General features: G+C 41.9%; 18 protein-coding genes. 4 read left to right on the top strand and 14 right to left on the bottom strand.

Going from position 1 to position 19139, the window contains the following annotated elements; translation table 11 throughout:
• The first annotated feature begins 11 nt into the window (after positions 1-11).
• Complete coding sequence (locus tag FPZ43_RS07375) at positions 12-536, top strand: 5' nucleotidase, NT5C type (RefSeq protein WP_146381624.1); 525 nt, start codon at positions 12-14, stop codon at positions 534-536.
• On the opposite strand, the gene ruvC is transcribed toward FPZ43_RS07375, so the two are convergent.
• The 4 genes from ruvC to FPZ43_RS07355 all read right to left on the bottom strand — a co-directional run bounded on the left by ruvC (position 537) and on the right by FPZ43_RS07355 (position 5713).
• Positions 537-1127 (bottom strand): crossover junction endodeoxyribonuclease RuvC, encoded by a 591-nt coding sequence (gene ruvC, locus FPZ43_RS07370; RefSeq protein ID WP_146381229.1) that lies wholly within the window; start codon positions 1125-1127, stop codon positions 537-539.
• An 83-nt stretch (positions 1128-1210) separates the two neighbouring features.
• The gene (aat, locus tag FPZ43_RS07365; RefSeq protein ID WP_146381228.1) at positions 1211-1783 is read right to left on the bottom strand and encodes a leucyl/phenylalanyl-tRNA--protein transferase; all 573 of its coding nucleotides are present in this window, start codon (positions 1781-1783) and stop codon (positions 1211-1213) included.
• A gap of 10 nt (positions 1784-1793) precedes the next feature.
• The gene (locus FPZ43_RS07360; RefSeq protein ID WP_146381227.1) at positions 1794-3734 is read right to left on the bottom strand and encodes a DUF3857 domain-containing protein; all 1941 of its coding nucleotides are present in this window, start codon (positions 3732-3734) and stop codon (positions 1794-1796) included.
• A 2-nt stretch (positions 3735-3736) separates the two neighbouring features.
• Positions 3737-5713, bottom strand: a complete 1977-nt coding sequence (locus tag FPZ43_RS07355) for a DUF3857 domain-containing protein (RefSeq protein ID WP_146381226.1) — start codon at positions 5711-5713, stop codon at positions 3737-3739.
• Between the two features lie 126 nt (positions 5714-5839).
• On the opposite strand from FPZ43_RS07355, the gene FPZ43_RS07350 reads away from it, so the two are divergent.
• From FPZ43_RS07350 to FPZ43_RS07340, 3 genes are all read left to right on the top strand, one after another.
• On the top strand, positions 5840-7219 hold the full coding sequence (locus tag FPZ43_RS07350) for a DUF1800 domain-containing protein (RefSeq protein ID WP_261381018.1): 1380 nt from the start codon (positions 5840-5842) through the stop codon (positions 7217-7219).
• Between the two features lie 12 nt (positions 7220-7231).
• Positions 7232-8431: a DUF1501 domain-containing protein gene (locus FPZ43_RS07345; protein ID WP_146381224.1), complete on the top strand. Its 1200-nt coding sequence runs from the start codon at positions 7232-7234 to the stop codon at positions 8429-8431.
• 97 nt (positions 8432-8528) lie between these two features.
• Positions 8529-10385 (top strand): PAS domain-containing sensor histidine kinase, encoded by a 1857-nt coding sequence (locus FPZ43_RS07340; RefSeq protein WP_146381223.1) that lies wholly within the window; start codon positions 8529-8531, stop codon positions 10383-10385.
• A gap of 2 nt (positions 10386-10387) precedes the next feature.
• Here the strand turns inward: FPZ43_RS07340 and hisS are convergent, their stop codons facing one another.
• The 10 genes from hisS to prfA all read right to left on the bottom strand — a co-directional run bounded on the left by hisS (position 10388) and on the right by prfA (position 18969).
• A complete protein-coding gene (hisS, locus tag FPZ43_RS07335; protein ID WP_146381222.1) occupies positions 10388-11758 on the bottom strand; it encodes a histidine--tRNA ligase in 1371 nt (456 codons plus the stop codon).
• 115 nt (positions 11759-11873) lie between these two features.
• On the bottom strand, positions 11874-12554 hold the full coding sequence (locus tag FPZ43_RS07330) for an OmpA family protein (protein ID WP_146381221.1): 681 nt from the start codon (positions 12552-12554) through the stop codon (positions 11874-11876).
• A 206-nt stretch (positions 12555-12760) separates the two neighbouring features.
• Positions 12761-14089, bottom strand: a complete 1329-nt coding sequence (locus FPZ43_RS07325; RefSeq protein WP_146381220.1) for a sensor histidine kinase — start codon at positions 14087-14089, stop codon at positions 12761-12763.
• Between the two features lie 3 nt (positions 14090-14092).
• Complete coding sequence (locus FPZ43_RS07320; RefSeq protein WP_146381219.1) at positions 14093-14776, bottom strand: response regulator transcription factor; 684 nt, start codon at positions 14774-14776, stop codon at positions 14093-14095.
• 5 nt (positions 14777-14781) lie between these two features.
• Positions 14782-15678: a hypothetical protein gene (locus FPZ43_RS07315; RefSeq protein WP_146381218.1), complete on the bottom strand. Its 897-nt coding sequence runs from the start codon at positions 15676-15678 to the stop codon at positions 14782-14784.
• Positions 15679-15704: 26 nt separating this feature from the next.
• Positions 15705-16037, bottom strand: a complete 333-nt coding sequence (locus FPZ43_RS07310) for a hypothetical protein (RefSeq protein ID WP_146381217.1) — start codon at positions 16035-16037, stop codon at positions 15705-15707.
• 152 nt (positions 16038-16189) lie between these two features.
• Positions 16190-17113: an FAD:protein FMN transferase gene (locus FPZ43_RS07305; RefSeq protein ID WP_146381216.1), complete on the bottom strand. Its 924-nt coding sequence runs from the start codon at positions 17111-17113 to the stop codon at positions 16190-16192.
• 125 nt (positions 17114-17238) lie between these two features.
• Positions 17239-17607, bottom strand: coding sequence for a type II toxin-antitoxin system VapC family toxin (locus FPZ43_RS07300; protein ID WP_146381215.1), 369 nt, complete (start codon positions 17605-17607; stop codon positions 17239-17241).
• Positions 17608-17618: 11 nt separating this feature from the next.
• A complete protein-coding gene (locus FPZ43_RS07295; protein ID WP_146381214.1) occupies positions 17619-17846 on the bottom strand; it encodes a hypothetical protein in 228 nt (75 codons plus the stop codon).
• Positions 17847-17895: 49 nt separating this feature from the next.
• Complete coding sequence (gene prfA, locus FPZ43_RS07290) at positions 17896-18969, bottom strand: peptide chain release factor 1 (protein WP_146381213.1); 1074 nt, start codon at positions 18967-18969, stop codon at positions 17896-17898.
• Positions 18970-19139: the final 170 nt, after the last annotated feature.

The raw sequence follows: 19139 nt of genomic DNA, 5'->3' as shown, positions 1-19139 counted from the left end.
TGGACAACACTATGAAGCGAATAGCTATTGACATGGACGAAGTAATTGCAGATGCAAATGAGCGCTTCGCAGCCTGGTATCAGCGTGACCATGGAATTGTATTCGCACCGGAACAATTATCAACAACACGTTTCACCGACCTTTTGCCGGAAGAACATAAATACCTTATAAATGAATATGTTTACCACGATGACTTTTTTAAGGACCTTACTGTTATAAAGGATAGCCAAAAAGTAATTGGTGAGCTATATAAGAAGTACGAAATATTCATAACTACAGCGGCTATGGAATTTCCAAATTCTTTTTTACCCAAATTGCAGTGGATGAAAGACCATTTCCCCTACATTACCTGGAAAAACATTGTTTACTGCGGCGATAAAAGCATCATCAACGCCGACTACCTGATAGACGACAATGTTGGGCACTTCAAACGATTTATAGGGCAGGGCATATTATTTACAGCGCCCCATAATGTAAATGTTGAGTGGGATGTACGTGTTAATGGCTGGAAAGAAGTTGCTGATATGTTGCTTTAGCTATTTCGCGCTTTTAACAATACGTGAGCTATTATCTTTAACAAAGGTATCCCAGCCGGAGTAGGCTTTTTTGCTTTTTACTTTACCACCGCGCGCTACAGGAATTTTTTGGAATGAGTGGCATACCGCTACCGCAAGGCCATCGGTAGCATCTAAAAACTCCGGGGTTTCATTAAACTTTAGCACGGTTTGCAGCATGGCGGCAACCTGCTCTTTGGTTGCGCTACCGTTGCCGGTTATCGACTGCTTTATTTTTCGCGGAGAATACTCGGTAATGGTAACGTTGCGCGATAGTGCTGCTGCCATACACACACCCTGCGCACGGCCAAGTTTTAGCATCACCTGTATATTTTTTCCATAGAAAGGCGCCTCGATAGCAAGGCAGTCCGGGTGGTAATTATCAATAAGGGCAACTGTTTTTTCGAATATACGCTGCAGCTTAAGCATGTGGTCGTCAATTTTATCCATCTTAACTACACCAAGGCTCAGCAGCTCAAGCTTGCTGCCTTTTTCGAGCACAAGCCCGTAACCCATTACGGCAGTGCCGGGGTCTATACCTAAAATAATCCGCTCATTAGGGGCTTGCTCCATTGTTGCAAAGCTAAGGTTTAGGCGTTGCTTTTTTGCAGCATGTTCAGATATAGTTGCCGCGGAATCATCCGCGCACCCATGGATTAAAGATGTGCTGTGTGCACCTGGCAGTCAATCATGTGGTATTGACCTGTTTGGCAAAGCCATATCAAAGCTGTTTTTGACGCGTTGCTCATTTTACTAAACATGCTTTCGCCGCAAAATACCCGACCAATTTGTACACCATATAAGCCTCCGACAAGCTTGCCGGCATGCCACACTTCAACAGAATGTGCGTGGCCTAATTTATGCAAGTTGTTGTAAGCTGCTTTCATGTCGGCGGTTATCCATGTACCATCCTGTTCTTCGCGCTTGGCCGCTGCACAAGCCTCTATCACGTCGTTGAAACACGTATTCAGGGTTACTGAGAACTTGGCTGATCTTAAGACCTGCCGCATAGATTTGCTGACTTGTAACTCTTCAGGGAAAAGCACAAACCGCTCATGGGGAGAGAACCATAAAATCGGCTCATCCTCGCTATACCAGGGAAATATACCGTTTTGGTAAGCCAGCAGCAGGCGGTTTGTACTTAAATCGCCGCCTACTGCCAGGAAGCCATCATCTTCTGCCAGGGTAGGGTCCGGAAACAGCAGGCGTTCATCAAGCCTAAAAATCATGCGGGCAAAATTAGGCCTTCTTACGTATTACCAATTTTTTATTTTGTGCAGCTGCAATATTGTCCATATACTGCTGCATCTCGGTGTATTTCGCAGCAGGTATTACCTGGCTGTTCAAATTAAATTTGGCTACGCTTTTTACCTGGTTCTTTGCAGTGTCGTAAACGTATTGTACCTCGTAATTACCATACGTAAATTTTAAGGTTTGATTTGCAGGCAATGATTCAACCTCAAAACCTTCGGGAAGGTCAATTAATGTGGTGCATAACTTTTGCATAGGGTAATTGAAGTAATAATCTGTTTTGCGTTTATCTAATGGGGGGCAGGTTATGCTCCATAGGTCAAATGCACGTGGACGATAAAACTGTTTATTACCGGCTGCAATTTCATAAAACTTGTCATATTCAAGGTCGAGGTCTATTTCTTTTAATCCATTTTTATCTTCGGCTGCTGTCAGGTTGAAAAGTATAGGTTGCTTTATCCTATATAACCTAAGCAACGACTCTTTTTGCTCATCCAACTTGGCTGAGGCCAGGTCGACATAGGTTTCGCGATAACCGCCTGTACCTATTAATTTCATCTTTACCTTTGCGCTTCCGTCGGCGTTCAATTTAATTTGAACATCGCTGTTTAACTGATTGTCATCTGCCGTGCTTTTTGGCGTGTTAACCAACAAACCTCCGTTTGCGGTAACCAGTAATGCACGACGGTTTTCTGTAAATGAGCCAAGCTTGCCAAATGGTTGGGTGCTGCTGGTACATTCCAGCCAGGTGGTATCGCCTTTTAAAGGAACACACAGTATTACATGGTTAAACGCAGAGTTAGGAAAGCGCTCATCGGCCGGTTCGGCATTAGTACCGGCATTTACAATTGCATAGTGTGACGGTATATTTACAGCTTGGAGTAACGCTGACATGTAGTTGGACATGGCCTTACAATCACCATACTTTTTTTGATCTACAAAGCTGGCTGCAAACGGCTTTAAGCCACCAATGCCCAATTGCACGCTCACATACCTAATATTGTGCTGCATATACTCGTATAAAAACCGGGCCTTTTCCTTATCGGTTTTTAAGTCGGCAGTCATCTGTTGTATTTCCTGCACTCGCGCCGGGTTCAAATCACTTGCATACTGGTTTAAAGCCAAATGCCATTTACCGTAGTTTTGCCACGTAGAAAAGTCCCCGGGGATACCGTCAAATTGAAACTGATTGGCTGCAAAAATCACCCTTGGCGTAATTTGCCAGTCAAGCGCGTCGTCTTCAGGCTTAGCGGCTTTTAGGTTGGCCACTTTCCATATGTATGTATCTAAAATGCCGTCACTTGTTTTTATAGGGGCAACCTTTGTGTTCTTATTTTGAAATCTGAAACCAGTTTCCGGGCTTACTTGCACTATATATTCTGCAAATTCAACAGCTTTTTCCGGTTGCTGTATTACCCAACTCCCTAAACTCAGGTAGCTGTTCAAGCTTTTTTCATATTCAAGTTCGATAGTGCAGGGGTAGCTTGCAATAGTATGTTTTATTGCAAGCAATCTATCATCTGTAACTATTGATATACCATCTACTGCGGCGCGATCATACATATCGCTTTTATGATATTTTTTTAAAGGCAGCCCGGCAGCATTATAAACTGTCATTAAAAAACTGCCAACGGAATTAAATTTCCGGTCATAAAAAAGCACCTGCATAGCGTCGTCATCGCCCTTCTCATTCAGTACAGTTATTATACTATGATGCTTTTTGGTAGCACGCCCGGCACCTTTAACAACCAAAACGTCCGATGAGTATCTTACAACAGAGTTTGCCTCCGTTTTTAATGAATCTGGAATGGCAGATGCCTGATACAGTTCTTTACCTATTTTTGTTGATTGGGCATTAGTTGTTAAAAACGAAATACAAAAAAGCGCAGCAAAATAAATAGGTTTACAGCAAAATAATTTTTTGAGCATCACTACGATTTCTTTAATACAATTTGCTCGTTTAACATTTCATACATCCTTTTGCAAAATTCATAAAACTCGGCGTAATTGTCTTTGCGATAGGTTGTCTTTTTATAATCGATGAAATACCGCACAGATATCTTTTCTTCATCATTGGCCACCATGCGCCTAAAAATAATGCTGCTGTCTGGCATTATCATCGTAATATTTTTAGGTATTGCATCGGCCTTGTAATTAGGCGGCATTTTAAACAAACCTATTAACGAATAATTGTTGCGGTGCCCGAAGTCGATGTCGGTAAGCCGGGTTTCGCTTAAAAAAGGATTTGATTTTAGGTTGGTAAATAAGTTCGGGTTAAAATATATGTAGCTATCGTCAGACCCGGTAAGCTCCTGATTAAAGTTGATTTTTTGGACAAGCGGCAATGTATCAATGTCCATGTTCTCTATATTCAATGAAGCAACTTTAAGATTGTTGTTATTGCCGGTTATATATTCCGTGTATTTCTTCTCACCGTCCGTTTTATACATCTTTAAACGGTGGGCGCGGTTATAGCTAAAGCTGCTTACCTGCGCAACGCCGTCCATTTTACCTTCCTTTTTTATATCGGCACTTATAACAACTACTTGCTTAGCCGGCGTGCTATTTGATAAGTAAACCATGTCATATATCTTCCGCTCCTTATCTATATACAAGGCATAGCCATTTAATAAATCGTCTGGTGTTTCATTGTAAACATTGTATTTACTTGTCGCATCTAATATAAATTCCCGGTCGTCTTTTAATGTCACATATACTACGGCCCGGTTAAATTGGTACAGAAAAGGATAGTACGAAGCTACCTTGCCATGTTGACGTGTACTCACTATCATTGGGAATGCCTGCACGCCAGATTGTTTAAGTAGATGATACAGTATCAAGTTCACCTCGGCCGAATTGCCGCTTTTCTTTTGCCATGCGGCCACAGTGCCGTCATCTGTCTGATAACTGTCAGCGCCGCTCCACTTAACCGTGTTTTTTACTTCATTAAATAAATACTCAATACGGTCAAGGTCATTATTTAAGCCTTTTGCCTTAGCAATAATTGCTTCTTCCCCTGCCAGCTTTCGTTTTAGCTGGCCGCCAAAATCATCATCGTCGGCAAGTATCCCGCCCACCTTTGCCCAACTGTCCGAAAAGTTTTTTGCAAAACCCTGTCCTATGGGTGCTATGCCTGTAAGGTAGTGTACGATAGACTGGTAATTGTCTTTGGTTGATGTCATGTAAGGCTCATCTGGCAAAGAGTGGATATTGGCAACGCCTCTAACCGTTTTTACTAACTGATAGCCGGTGCCACCGTTTGTACCGTCGGCGAGGTTACGAGATTCTTCGGTCCGTTTAGAAACCACAAGAGGTTCCATAAGCGTGTTTTTAACTTTAAAATATAGTATATCAGGTACCTGTGTTATAAGTTCACTGTAGCGAACAGGTATTTTGTCCTGAAAATCCCAATCAGGGAAGTTACTTATGGATGTAGTGTTCCAAACGTATTTATATTCTATTATTGAGCCAGCCTTAACATTCGGTAAAGAAAATACGTAAGCACTTCGTAGTTTATCAACCCGCTCCACGTAAATTAGCTTCTTATCAAGCTTAACAATTTCGGGTTTGCCATCAACCAAAGAGATTGTTTGCGCCTGCAACCCTGTAATGTTTTCTACGTGGCTGCCACTAAAATATTCAATCCGGATATTGGCATTATCTTTACCCTTATCGTTGAAAATTTTGATGCGCTTATGGCGTTCCATAGCGAGGCTGAAATTGTGATCGTAATAAACAAGGCCTTTGTCAAATAATACTTCAGCATTTGCGTCGGGTTCAAACTCGCACGACTTAAGTTCGAGGTCGGCAATGTCAACCTTTCCGAAGGGTTGTGTGGAAGGGGCGGTTTGCGCTTTTGCAAATGTACATGCAAGGCAAACCAATAGCAGCGTAAAGGTTTTGGTCATATAGTGTAATTAGGGTTTAGTACAACATCTAAGATATTATTTATGATACACTTATGAAATGTATATACAAAAAAAATTGACGTGTTAAATTAAACCTATAGCTAATACGTTATGTCAAATAGCGGCATGGATAACATCAAAAAAATTAAGCATTTATACAGTAGGGCGGCCTTTGGTTTGCGCCTTGAAGATGCTAAGCGTGCAGGCGCTTTAACTGTTAAGCAAGCGGTTGATGACTTATTTATGCGTTCGCAGCCAAATATTCCGCTTGATATTGTATCAGGCAATATAAATTTTAAAGATTTTTTAGAAAAAGACGGGCTTACCCGCAAGATGTTTTTACAGGAGCAGCGCCAGCAGGAAAAAGGTCTAAACGTATATTGGGTACAGCAAATGAGCACCACAGATGCACAGCTGCGCGAGAAGATGACGCTTTTTTGGCACAACCACTTTGCCTGCCGCACGCAAAACCCCTGGTTTGCACAACAGCTTAACAATATACACAGGCAGTGCGCATTAGGGAGTTTTAAAACATTGCTAACCGAAGTTTCAAAAGCGCCTGCTATGCTGCAGTTTTTAAACAATCAGCAAAACCAGAAGAATCATCCTAATGAGAACTTTGCGCGCGAACTGATGGAGTTGTTTACCATTGGCCGTGGCAACTATACCGAGCAGGATATTAAGGAATCGGCACGAGCCTTCACTGGATGGGGATTTAGAAAGGATGGTGCCTTTGTTGCCCGTGCGCCATTACATGATGATGGTTCAAAAACTTTTTTGGGCAAAAGCGGCAACTTTACAGGCGATGATATTATTGACATACTATTGAGCAAAAAAGAAACTGCCCTGTTTATATGTAATAAGCTTTACAAATATCTTGTAAACGAAACGCCGGATGCTGCTCATGTTACCGGCATGGCCGATGTTTTTTACCAGTCCGGCTACGAGATTACACCTTTGCTGAAGCATATTTTTAACGCCGAATGGTTTTATGCTGATAAAAATGTGGGCACGCTTATTAAATCGCCGGTAGAGTTTATTGTTGGGCTTAACCGCCAGTTTTATATCGATTACAAAAATCCCGATGTGCTGATGCAATTTGAGCGGGCACTTGGCCAGGTATTGTTCTACCCGCCAAATGTGGCAGGCTGGCCGGGTGGCAAAAATTGGATAGATAGCTCATCGCTGATGTATCGCATCAAGATCCCGTCAACTGTGTTAAACGATGGCGTTATTAATTTTAGCGGTAAGCCCGATCCGGAAGACGAGGCCTTTATAGCCACTTCGCTTAATAAGCGTAAGGATGTGAATACGCAAGTACAAACCCAGCCGGATTGGAGCCGATTTTTAAATGGTATACCGGCAAACACCAGCAGGGCTACTATAGCACAAATCCTGATTGCGCCACGGCTTAACAATAACCTGATGAATATTGTAACCCGTTCAAAAGATGTAAAAGCAATGGTTATTGAGCTGGTATCCACTCCCGAGTACCAGCTTTGCTAAAATTAAACCATCATGAAAAGAAGAGATTTTTTAAAATATAGCAGCCTCGCCTCGGGCGCATTTTTGGTGCCATCATTCCTGAAACCGTTGGAGGCTTTGGCCTCGCCTCAAATTAGTGGTTATAAAAATCTGGTAATTGTACAACTGTCGGGCGGTAATGATGGGCTTAATACAATTGTGCCTTATGGTAACGATATTTACTATCAAAAACGAAACACGATTGCCATAAAGCAACCTGATATAGTTAAGCTTAATGACATGCAGGGACTAAACCCCAATATGATAGCCCTGAAGGAACTTTATGACCAGGGATGGATGGGGGTGATCAATTCGGTTGGTTATCCAAATCCGGACAGGTCGCACTTCAGGTCGATGGATATATGGCAAACCGCAAGTGATTCGAGCCAGTTTTTAAACACTGGATGGATAGGCCGGTACCTGGATAGCAATTGCGCTGTAAATAAGGAAACTTATACTGCTATTGAGGTAGATGATACCCTTTCACTCGCAATGAAGGGTGCAAAAATGAAAGGGATAGCGGTGCAAAATCCTGCTAAGCTTTATCAATCAACCCGCGAGCCACTTTTTAAAGAATTGGTGCACGAGCACGACGATTTGCATCTGAATGATGATAACCTGGGTTATTTGTACAAAACCATGGTTGAAACATATTCGTCGGCAAATTACATTCAGCAAACATCTAAGATCTATAAAACAGTGGCCGAGTATCCGCAAACCGGCTTTGCCAATCAGCTTAAAACGGTAGCAAAGTTTATTAACTCGGGTTTAAAAACAAGGGTTTACTATGTATCATTAAGTGGTTTCGATACGCATACCACGCAGTTAAATCAGCAGGGGCGCAACCTTAAAATTTACAGCGAAGGCATAGCTGCTTTTGTTAAAAACCTCAAGGCAACCGGTAAGCTGGATGATACGCTGGTAATGACCTTCTCTGAATTTGGCCGCCGCGTTGAACAAAACGCCAGCAACGGTACCGATCATGGCACGGCCAATAACATTATGATGTTTGGCGGCAAGCTGAAAAAAGCAGGTATTTATAACAATGCACCCAACCTGGCCCAGCTTGACAACGGCGACCTTAAATACGAAATTGATTTCAGGAGTGTTTACGCCACCCTGCTTGACAAGTGGCTTGATGTAAACAACAACCAGGTGCTTGATAAAAGTTTTGCCGGGTTGGAGTTTATTTAATTGACACACAACACCTAAATAATATTACGTGCCCTTAGTTGAAAGGTGATTTGATTTTGTGTACATTAACACCGGTTGTATTGCCCCCCGCTGTTCAATGGATAATATTCACAAGATCATTCTGGAAGAGAGCCTTGCCGGCCATTGGGACTGGCACATTTTAGCCAATAGAGTTTACCTTAGCCCTAAGCTAAAAGCTGTTTTTGGTTATGAGGAGCACGAACTGGAAGATTTTATAAGCTTATGGGACACAATCATCCAACCGGAAGATAAGAGCCGCTTAGAAGTTCACTTGGCCGAGTGCTTTAAAAGCGGAGGTAAAATTCCTTTCAATATCGATGTTAGGTACCGGCACAAGAGTGGCTCAACCATTTGGGTAAATACTACAGGCCGTGTTATTGAATGGAAGGGAAAAAAACCCGTACGAATGGTGGGTTGCCATATTGATATTACGCAAAGGAAACTTGATGAGCAACAAGCAGAAATAGCTAACGAAACCTTAAAGAGTGCTTTTCAATACTCGCCCATTGGAATGGTGCTGGTATCATTAGAAGGCAGGTTTATGAAGGTTAACAACAGTATTTGCGAGTTGTTGGGCTACACCGAAGAGGAACTGTTAAGTAAAACATTCCAGGAAATAACCCACCCGGAAGACCTGCAAGCTGATCTTGAGCTGCTGGATAAATTGTTGGCGGGCGAGGTAACTACCTATAAAATGGAAAAACGTTACTTTACGAAAAGCGGCAGCATTTTATGGATATTTCTAAACGTATCAATGGTGGTAGACCAGGCCCGAAAACCACTTTATTTTGTATCGCAGATAAAAGATATTACAGATCGCAAAATTGCCGAAGACGCATTGCGGGAAAGCGAGCGCCGCTGGATTTTTGCATCAGAAGGTACTGGCGGTGGTATATGGGACTGGGATTTACGCACTAATAGCGTTTTCCACTCCGATCAGTGCATCCGGATGATAGGTTTTGAGCCGCATGAGTTTGATACCGTGCCCGGTGTTTGGACAAAGCGTGTTCACCCCAGCGACCGCGAAAAATATGTTAATGATGTGCAGGGCTACCTGCGAGGTGAAACCGCCATGTATGAGAATCAGCATAGGGTGCAATGTAAAGACGGTAGCTACAAATGGATACTTGACAGGGGCAAAGTAATTGAATATGCTGCAGATGGCAGCCCCGCCCGTGTAATTGGGACGCATACCGATATTACAGAGCAAAAGCAGCAAGAGGAGCAATTGCGCCGTACATTAAATACTGTTAGCGGGCAAAATAACAGGTTGCTAAACTTTGCTTACATCGTATCGCACAACTTGCGTACACATTCAAGCAACTTTAAGATGATCATGGATGTGATCAATGATCCGCATACTAATGAACGTGAAAAGGCCGAAATGTCTGCTCACTTATTGAATGTGTCTGAGTTACTTAACGATACCATCAATAATTTAAATGAAGTGGTATCGATACAAACCAATATTGATATCCAAACCTCTGAAATTAATCTTCGCGACTATTTTGAAAAGGCAATTGGCTTGTTGCAAAATGATATCAAACGCTGGAATGTGGATATACAAAACAACATACCTGCGCACGTAAACCTGGTTTACAGCCCGGCATACATGGAAAGCATTATTTTCAACTTAATAAGTAATGCTATTAAATATCGCTCGTTAACGCAGCGCCCGATTATTATAGTTGATTATATTGAAGCTGATGGGAAACCAGGTTTTAGCGTAGCAGATAATGGAATAGGCATCAACCTCGAAAAATACGGCGATCAGCTGTTCGGTATGTACAAAACCTTTAATGGCAATAGCGATGCGAAAGGCATGGGTTTATTTATTACCAAGAACCAGGTAGAAGCTTGTGGTGGCAATATCACTGTAAGCAGCCAACCAAGCCAGGGCACTAAATTTACCGTAAGGCTAAGTTCAACATAAATTTACTTCAGCTTCTGTAGAATATCTTCGGCTGTCAGTTTTTCCTGTTCGCCGCTTTGCATGTTTTTAAAAGTCAGCAGGCCGGTTTGCATTTCGTCGCTCCCTACTAATATGGTGTAAGGGATATTTTTGTTATTGGCATACTCCATCTGTTTTTTAACTTTTGCACCAGCCGGATACATTTCACTATTGATATTGCTGTTTCGCAAATTTTGTAATAGTGGTAAGGCATAACGTTCGCCATCGGTATCAAAGCAAATGATTAATACTTGCGTGCTTTGATCTGTTGATTGAGGAAAAAGGTTAAGCTCTTCCAATACATCGTAAATGCGATCTGCCCCGAAAGAGATACCTGCACCGGTAAGGCCCTTTAAACCGAACATGCCGGTAAGGTCATCATAACGGCCACCACCGCCAATGCTGCCCATTGCTACCTCGTTTGTCTTCACCTCAAAAATGGCTCCCGTATAATAGTTAAGCCCGCGGGCAAGTGTAATATCCAGCTCTAAGTTTGCACTTTGTAATTTGCAGTTGGCAAGGTAATCGAAAACAGTTTGTATTTCATCGCAGCCTTGTAAGCCGATAGGTGAGGTTTGTAACGCATCACGCAAGCTGGCCAATTTCTCCGTATTACTGCCGTCCAATAAAATTACCGGTTTAAGTTTTTCAATGTCGGCATCATTAAAGCCGCGCTCCAGCAGTTCTTTTATAACACCATTCAGACCAATTTTGTCAAGCTTGTCAATAGCTATTGTGAGGTCAACAATGCTATCATGCTTATTAATAACCTGGGCAATGCCCGATAGTATTTTGCGGTTGTTTATTTTGATGGTAAAGTCTTGAAGCCCTAACTTGCTTAGAGCCTCGTCATATATCATCACAAATTCGGCTTCATTTAACAATGACGGCGATCCTACTACATCAGCATCGCACTGAAAAAATTCGCGATAGCGGCCTTTTTGCGGTCTATCTGCCCGCCAAACAGGCTGTACCTGGAAGCGTTTAAAAGGGAAAGTAATTTCATTTTGGTGCTGCACTACGTAACGTGCAAAGGGCACCGTAAGGTCATATCGCAAGGCTTTCTCTGAAATAGAAGCAGTGGCTTTGTTTGAATTTCGATTTTCTAATGCTGCGGCATCAGCTTTAGCAAGGTAATCGCCACTGTTAAGAATCTTAAACATCAGTTTGTCGCCCTCATCTCCATATTTACCGGTAAGGGTGCTTAAGTTCTCCATTGAAGGGGTTTCAATTTGCTGGTAACCGTATTTTTTGAAAACGCTTTTAATGGTATCAAAAATAAAGTTACGCTTAGCCATTTCGGCCGGAGAAAAATCGCGGGTACCCTTTGGTACAGATGGTTTGATGGATGCCATGCCGCAAATGTACAAAAATAGCCATTATAGCTAAGGGAATGGCGGGGCACAAAAAAAGCCCCGTACCTAAAGTACAGGGCTTCTGAAACTATTAACTGATCTTACTTAAAACAAATTAATTTGATGCGCTACGAGCCTGGTTTTTCATGGCTTCGTTTGCTACAATTACAATCTCTACGCGGCGGTTTTGTGCGCGACCGTCTACAGTAGAGTTATCGGCAATTGGCTCGCTTTCGCCTTTACCCTGCACGGTTAAACGTGAGTTGGCAACACCACCCGCAGCTACATAGGATTTAACAGATTCGGCACGGCGGATTGATAGATCCATGTTGTGTGAATCTGAACCGGTGTTGTCTGTATGGCCCACAATCAGAATGTTGGTTTGCGGGTTATTTTGTAATGATGTAGCCAGGTTTTGTAAGTTGGTACGGGCAGCGGCTTTTAGGTCCGATTTATCTGTATCGAATAAAATACCTGAATCGAATTTTACAAGGATACCTTCACCTTCACGAATAACGGTAGCACCAGGTACAGTTTGTTTAATTTCGGCAGCTTGCCTGTCCATATTACGGCCAATAAAAGCACCGGCTGTACCACCAACGGCACCACCTATAATTGCACCTAATGCAGTGTTACCTGCTGCTTTACCTATAATTGCACCCACAGTACCACCTGCACCTGCACCAATTGCAGTACCTTTTTGGGTTTTGGTCATCGAGTCGCAACCTGCGGCTAAAATACCCAGTGATGCTAATGCTATGCTGTAAGTTGCTAAACGTGTTCTTAGTGTTTTCATAATTTAAGTATGTTGTGTTGTGCATGGGTTTGCAAAGCCAATGCCAAAGCACTAAAAATTATTTTAAGCAGCTTTAAGTTGCGCTAATAAGCACTGATAATATTTAAAATATAATTTTTTAAGGTTAAGGAAAATGAGAATTCGATTTCCCTGTCAAAAAATTATACAGCAATTATTGGCTGACTTTTTTTTAGTACAGCGCGCGCTTATTTAGCTATAATTTTTGCCGGGATGTTTAACGTGAAGGTACTTCCCTTGCCTTGTTCCGAATCTACAGAGATGCCTATCTCGTGGAAAAGCGCTATGGATTTAACGATTGGCAGGCCCAAGCCAAAGCTGTCTTGCAATAACGATTGCTTTATTTTTTTAAAGCGGTTAAAAATCAAAGGTAGCTCAGCTTCCGGAATACCTATGCCGGTATCGGCTATGCTTATCTCATAACCCTTTGTAGTAGTTTGCGCGGTAATGTTGATTGTGCCATCTTCGACATTGTATTTTATGGAATTGTTTACCAGGTTAAATAGCAGGTTGAAAAGTAAAAACTTGTTCACACGTATAAAAGTAGCATCCTGGTGTATGATTATGTCAAGCTGAATATTCTTGTCCTGCAGGCGAATGGAGATCTCATCATAGATGTCCTGCAAAAGGTCGCTTACTTTTATGTGGTCCTCTTTAAGGAACTGGTCGTTCTCTATTTGCGATATCAACAAAAGGGTTTTGGTAATAGCTTTGAGCCGGTTAAGTATTTTTTGCATCTCAAGCAAGCGCACTTTAACCTCGTCGTTTATATCTTCCTCTTCAAACATGTTCTCAATTTTTGTTTGAAGTATGGAGATAGGTGTCATTAATTCATGCGATGCATTGGAAATAAATTCTCTTTCCTTTAAAAAGGCTTGCTCAATTGTAGTTACCATGCGGTGGATACTTAAATCAAGGTGCCTGAAATCGGTAGTGGTTGTGCGGACCTCTTTGTAAGTAGTAAAGCTTGGAAACCTGTTTGCCACCAGTTTTGTACGCACAATTTTATTTAGTGGAGCCAGGATGTAGTTGGTAAAAATAAGGTCGGCCAGGATGGTTATCAATATCATTCCCAGCAATATCTGGAATGCAATATTTTGCAGCGGGCCGCTGGTATCGCCAATGGTTTCAATACTTTTACCAATTTCCAGCAGGTAGTTTTGATTGTTTACCTTAAAGGTATGGCTAAGTATGCGGTAGTCAATAGTGTCCCGCTCAACCAGTCGCTTTTCGTCCTGTATAGTATCAGCAAAGTATGATGGTTCAACCTCATCAAGGCTAATGTATTCTTCTTTAAGGGGTAGGTAGCTGCCGTAGCTTTGGCCGTTTTCAATATAAGTTTGTATGCCTTGTTCGCGAACAATCTGCAATAACTTGTCCCGCTGTTTCTCCAGCCGACTATCTGTATATTCTTTATTAATATTCTCAATAATGTTGGGCAAAAGCAACACAAACAAGGTAACTACCACCAGTTTGGAGATGGCATTAAAGAAGGTAAGTTTGGTTTTTAAATTCAATACCTAAGCGTTTGTTTTAATACGGTAGCCCAGGCCACGCACGGTTTCTAACCAATCGGCAGGGGCAAAGGCGCTTAGCTTTTTGCGTATGTTTTTTACGTGGGCATCAATAAAGTTGGAGTCGTAATCATCGTTAACAACGCTGCCCCAAATATGCTCGCTCAGTTGCGCACGAGTAAGCGTGCGGTTTTTATGCAGAAGCATATAAGCTATCAAATCAAACTCTTTTTTGGTGATGGCGCTTATTGGGCTATTATTGAAAGATATGCTGCGGTCGGTTAGGTTTACCATAAAGTACTCCAGCTCAATTACATGGTTGGTAAGCCCAAACTTGCGGCGGGTAATTGCCTGCATACGGCTTTGTAATTCAAGCAACGAAAATGGTTTGGGCAGGTAATCATCGGCCCCAAGATCAAGCCCCTTTATACGGTCGCTTACTTCAGCGCGCGCCGTCAGGATGATGCATGATGCCGAGCTGTTATTTTGTTTAGCTTCTTTAAGCAGGTCAAGCCCGTCATAATCGGGCAGGCCAAGGTCTATTAATATAAAATCATAAAGGTTAACAGCAATCTTCTCAGATGCCGAGGTGCCGTTTACGCAAACCTCGCATATGTAATTGTTCTTGCTCAAAAACAACTCTATCTCGTAAGCAAGCGATCGTTCGTCCTCTATGATCAGTACATTCATCGGCCTTAGTAAAAAACGTAGTAAAATGTAAAGTTAAAGAAAGATTCCTTTCTGTTTTTAAGCGCGCCCTCAACGTTTACTGGAATTGAGTAGCGGTATGATGCTTCGAGCGTGTAATGCGGTGTGTTATAGGCTAACGGTAGCTTAAAACTGTAATTAAGCATAGTAAAACGTGCGTTACCCCTCGGGTTACGGCCATATGGGTAAGGCGAAAATATATTATCAACTTCTATACGCCGCGGATGGTCAACATTATAGCGGTTTACAAAATTTTGCGTGCCCAATATGATATTAATGGTTGGGTTTATTGAAATGAAGTCCTGATCAGTAAAAATGTTAAACTCACTTTCAAAATACTTTGAGTTGCTGATTGTGGTAAAGAAATCGTATGATTTACCGAAAAGGTAATCGGCAATGATGCTTGTTTTTAGATACTTCCAGTCGTACGAGTTCTTAAAGTTGATGTCATTTGAAGATGCCGATTTAATGATGTCGGCATTTTTGTTAAAAATAAAACGTGTATAGCTTATGGTTCCGGTAAATTTCTTAGAAAAGCGATAGAAGTAGCCGCCGCCGATGTCAACCTCGTCAACAACCGGTTTATAACCTAAAACCTTCAAAGCAGAGCCGTATACAAAAAAGCCTGTTTTACTGTTGAATATCAAATCTGTAGCCATGAAGGGATACCTTATTGGCCCTGTCCGGCCAAAAAATAATGCGTCGCTGCCATAGCTGATCCCTACCGATGCCGAATTCTTTTTTGCCGGGACAGTATCAACCACCGTTGTGTCGGTATCGGCTGCCAATTGCAATGGTGCGTAAGCAAGCAGGCCGGGTTTTATGGCGGCTGCATGTAAAGCGTTGCAAATGGTTATAAAAAACAGTACGGCAAAGTATCTCATCAATTACTAAGTCTGTTTTAAAATTACTAATTATTATTTCTCCTGGGTATTTCGGGCGGTCTTTCCAAGCCATCAGGGCGACGTTGTCTTTTTGGTTTAACTTTAACTTCCTCAACCTTTTCGGGCTTTGGCATTTTTTTAGCCTTAGCAATCTCCTTTATTTTCTTTTTCTCCTCTTCTGTGGGGTGCTGTTTTTTATTTGCAGTAGTATCACGCTGTTGTTGTAACGCGTTATCAGGCATTAAGGATACACTGTGTCGATAAAAAGCAGGCGGCGAATTTTTAGCAGTAGTTGTGCCGGCCGTTAGCCAAAGGCTAAACGCAATTAATAGCACAATGTATATAAACTGCTTTATCATTAAGTTTTCAGGAAGAGGGCTGGATAATTAACATGCACAATTTGGGCCGCTGTCGGCCGTGCACGTATAATTAAATTGAGCGTAAAAGTAGTACCAAATTTTAAAAGTTTGTGTTAAGTTTTAATTAGGGGAGAAGGGAAATACAAACAGCATCAGCCTAAAAGCCCAATGCTGTTTGAAGTATAAAAACGAGCCTGATCATCAGTAATGATTGCGGCAATTTGGTTTAACTTATTAATAAGATACAAACCGGTATTAACACCCATTGTAATAATAGGTGATGCCATTGCGTCGGCAAGTTCTGCAGTAGGGGTAATAATGCTTACACTTTTAATTTTACTAACCTCAAAACCGTTTTCGTGGCTGATATTAGCTAATTGCCCGGCAGGCAAGGCGGCTGTTTTAACACCATTGTTAAATGAGGTAGCTACTGCCATATTGCTAATTACCGTATCAGCGTATGGCAAGCCAGCTTTTGATGGGTCGGCAGAGCCAATTGTCCATGGCGTATTATCAGGTTGAAGGCCCCATGTTACCAGGTCGCCACCGGCATTGATAACGCCGCTGCTAATGCCTTCCATCTGCAAAATATAACGTGCCCTGTCGGCCGCGTAGCCAATGCTTAGCGCACCAAAGCCAATGCGCATATCGCTGTTTGTTAAAAACACCGTTTGCTTAAGCGCATCAAGCTCAATGTTGGTATAATCGTATTTATCTTTTGATTTGGCTGCTTTGCTATTCTTATCGAGTTCGGATATAGCCGGGTAAGCTATATCAAACACACCATAAGTAAGTTCAGAGATCTGTATGGCTCTTTGTACAAGACCGAAAATTTCGGGGTTAACCTTTACAGGTGCAATACCGGCATTGCTGTTTATTAAGTTAAGCTGGCTGTCTTCTGTAAACGCACTTAGCATCTTTTCAATACGGGTGATTTCTGCAATGGCGGCGTTAATGCGTTCATTGGCCCAGGCATGATTATCGGCTACAACACTAAAAATAAAGTTATTACCCATTAAGCGGGTGTCGTGACTGTAAAGTGTTGGGGTGCCTGTAAGTTTTTTTAGTGCCAGCATATTGTACAGGATTACATTTGAGTAAAACATTGTTACAAACCATACGCACATTGCATACAGAATGCTACTTAACTAATGCTAAAATATATTGGCAACATGAAATTGAAATGAAATGAAAAAATATCCTAGGCCAGTTGCAGGCCAGGCATAAAGCTGAAATCTTTTTTATTGTAAGTAAATAACGGTATTTGATGGATTATGGCCGATGCGCCAATAATTGCATCGGGGATTTGTAGATTATGGCTCAACCTGAATTTCTCAATCAGGTCAGTTGCCAAAGCAGAGCTTTCTGAATCGATTTCAATGATATCATAAAACCGAATCTTCTTCTTCATGTTTTGCAACTCAGCTTTGTTGCCCATGCCCTGGTAAAGTTCCATTACGGTTACTGCCGAGATGGCAACATTATCAAATCCGAAATTAGTGAGTGTGGAAAAGGTAGATTTGTCGCCATTGAAAAGATGGATAAGAATATTGGTATCACATAATATCATGACCAATATTCTTATCTCTTTTGCCAGCCGGCTTTACGTATATCGTCAAGGTTTTTAGGCTCTTTTTCCCAAATGCCAAAAAGGGCTTCCGGGTCAATTGATTTGTCGCCTTTGGTAATGATATGCTTTGTTTCGCCGTCAGTTTTTACCATACTAACTGTTTCAATATTAAAAGCCTTGAAAAAAGCAGTAAGCTTCACAACCTCGCTTCTTTCGTCTATCTCAATAGTTATTTTCATGGCGTATAATATTAACCTGCTATAACAAAGCTAAATAAATAATAACAACTTAAGCAACCGTTCCTTCTTTTAGCTTTTCGGCATTCTCTGCAAATTGCAGAGCTTCCATAATTTCCTGCAGGTCGCCGTTCATAACACCGGTAAGGTTATATATGGTTAAACCGATACGGTGCTCGGTTAATCTGCCCTGCGGATAGTTATAGGTACGTACTTTAGCACTCCTGTCACCAGTAGCAACCATCGTTTTACGTTTTTTCGATGTTTCTTCCAGGTGCTTTTGCAGCTCCATTTCATAAACACGTGAACGTAGTACCTGTAAAGCCTTGTCAAAGTTTTTTAACTGCGATTTCTGATCCTGGCATTGCGCAACAATACCTGTTGGCATGTGTGTTAAACGCACTGCTGAATAAGTGGTATTTACCGACTGACCGCCCGGGCCCGATGCACAGAATAAATCTTTACGGATATCAGCAGGGTTTAACACAATGTCAAACTCATCAACTTCCGGCAATACCACAACAGAAGCTGCTGATGTATGCACACGGCCCTGGGTTTCGGTATCAGGCACACGCTGTACACGGTGTACACCCGATTCGTATTTGAAATTACCGTAGGCATCTTCGGCATTTACGTTAAATACAATCTCCTTGTAACCTCCGGATGTACCCTCGGTGTAGTCAACCAATTCGGTACGCCAGCCGCGGCGTTCGCAATAGCGCATGTACATGCGGTAAAGGTCGCCTGCAAACAGCGCAGCCTCGTCACCACCGGTACCGCCGCGTATTTCCACAATGGCATTCTTCGAGTCTTCCGGATCTTTAGGGATCAGCATCAAACGGATTTTTTCTTCCATTTCATCCTGTTTCTCTAAAAGCTCATCCAATTCCATCTTAGCCATTTCACGAAACTCTTCGTCTTTCTCTGTTGCTAAAATTTCTTTGTTGGCGTCAATGTTGCTCATTACGTTTTTGTAAACGTTATACTCGTCAACAATTTTAGCCAGGTCTTTATATTCTTTATTCAGCTGGGCAAAACGCTTCATGTCAGCCATCGCATCCGGGCTGCTAAGTTCGCCTTCTACCGTTTTCCAGCGCTGAAATATCAATTCTAATTTCTCTAACATCGTATTATAATTCGTAGAAAATCAATTGCAGTAGTTTGTAGGTTACTGCGGCCCCGCTTTGCTATACAAGCTACGTCACTAACTATAAAGCATCGTTATAAAATGGTTTATTGTGGCTGCGCTTGCTAAAAGCATGCGAAAATACGCATTTTAAGGCAGATAATAAATTC

It is taken from the genome of Mucilaginibacter pallidiroseus (assembly GCF_007846085.1).
Classification (GTDB): Bacteria; Bacteroidota; Bacteroidia; order Sphingobacteriales; family Sphingobacteriaceae; genus Mucilaginibacter; species Mucilaginibacter pallidiroseus.
This window is presented reverse-complemented; position numbering and strand designations above follow the sequence as displayed.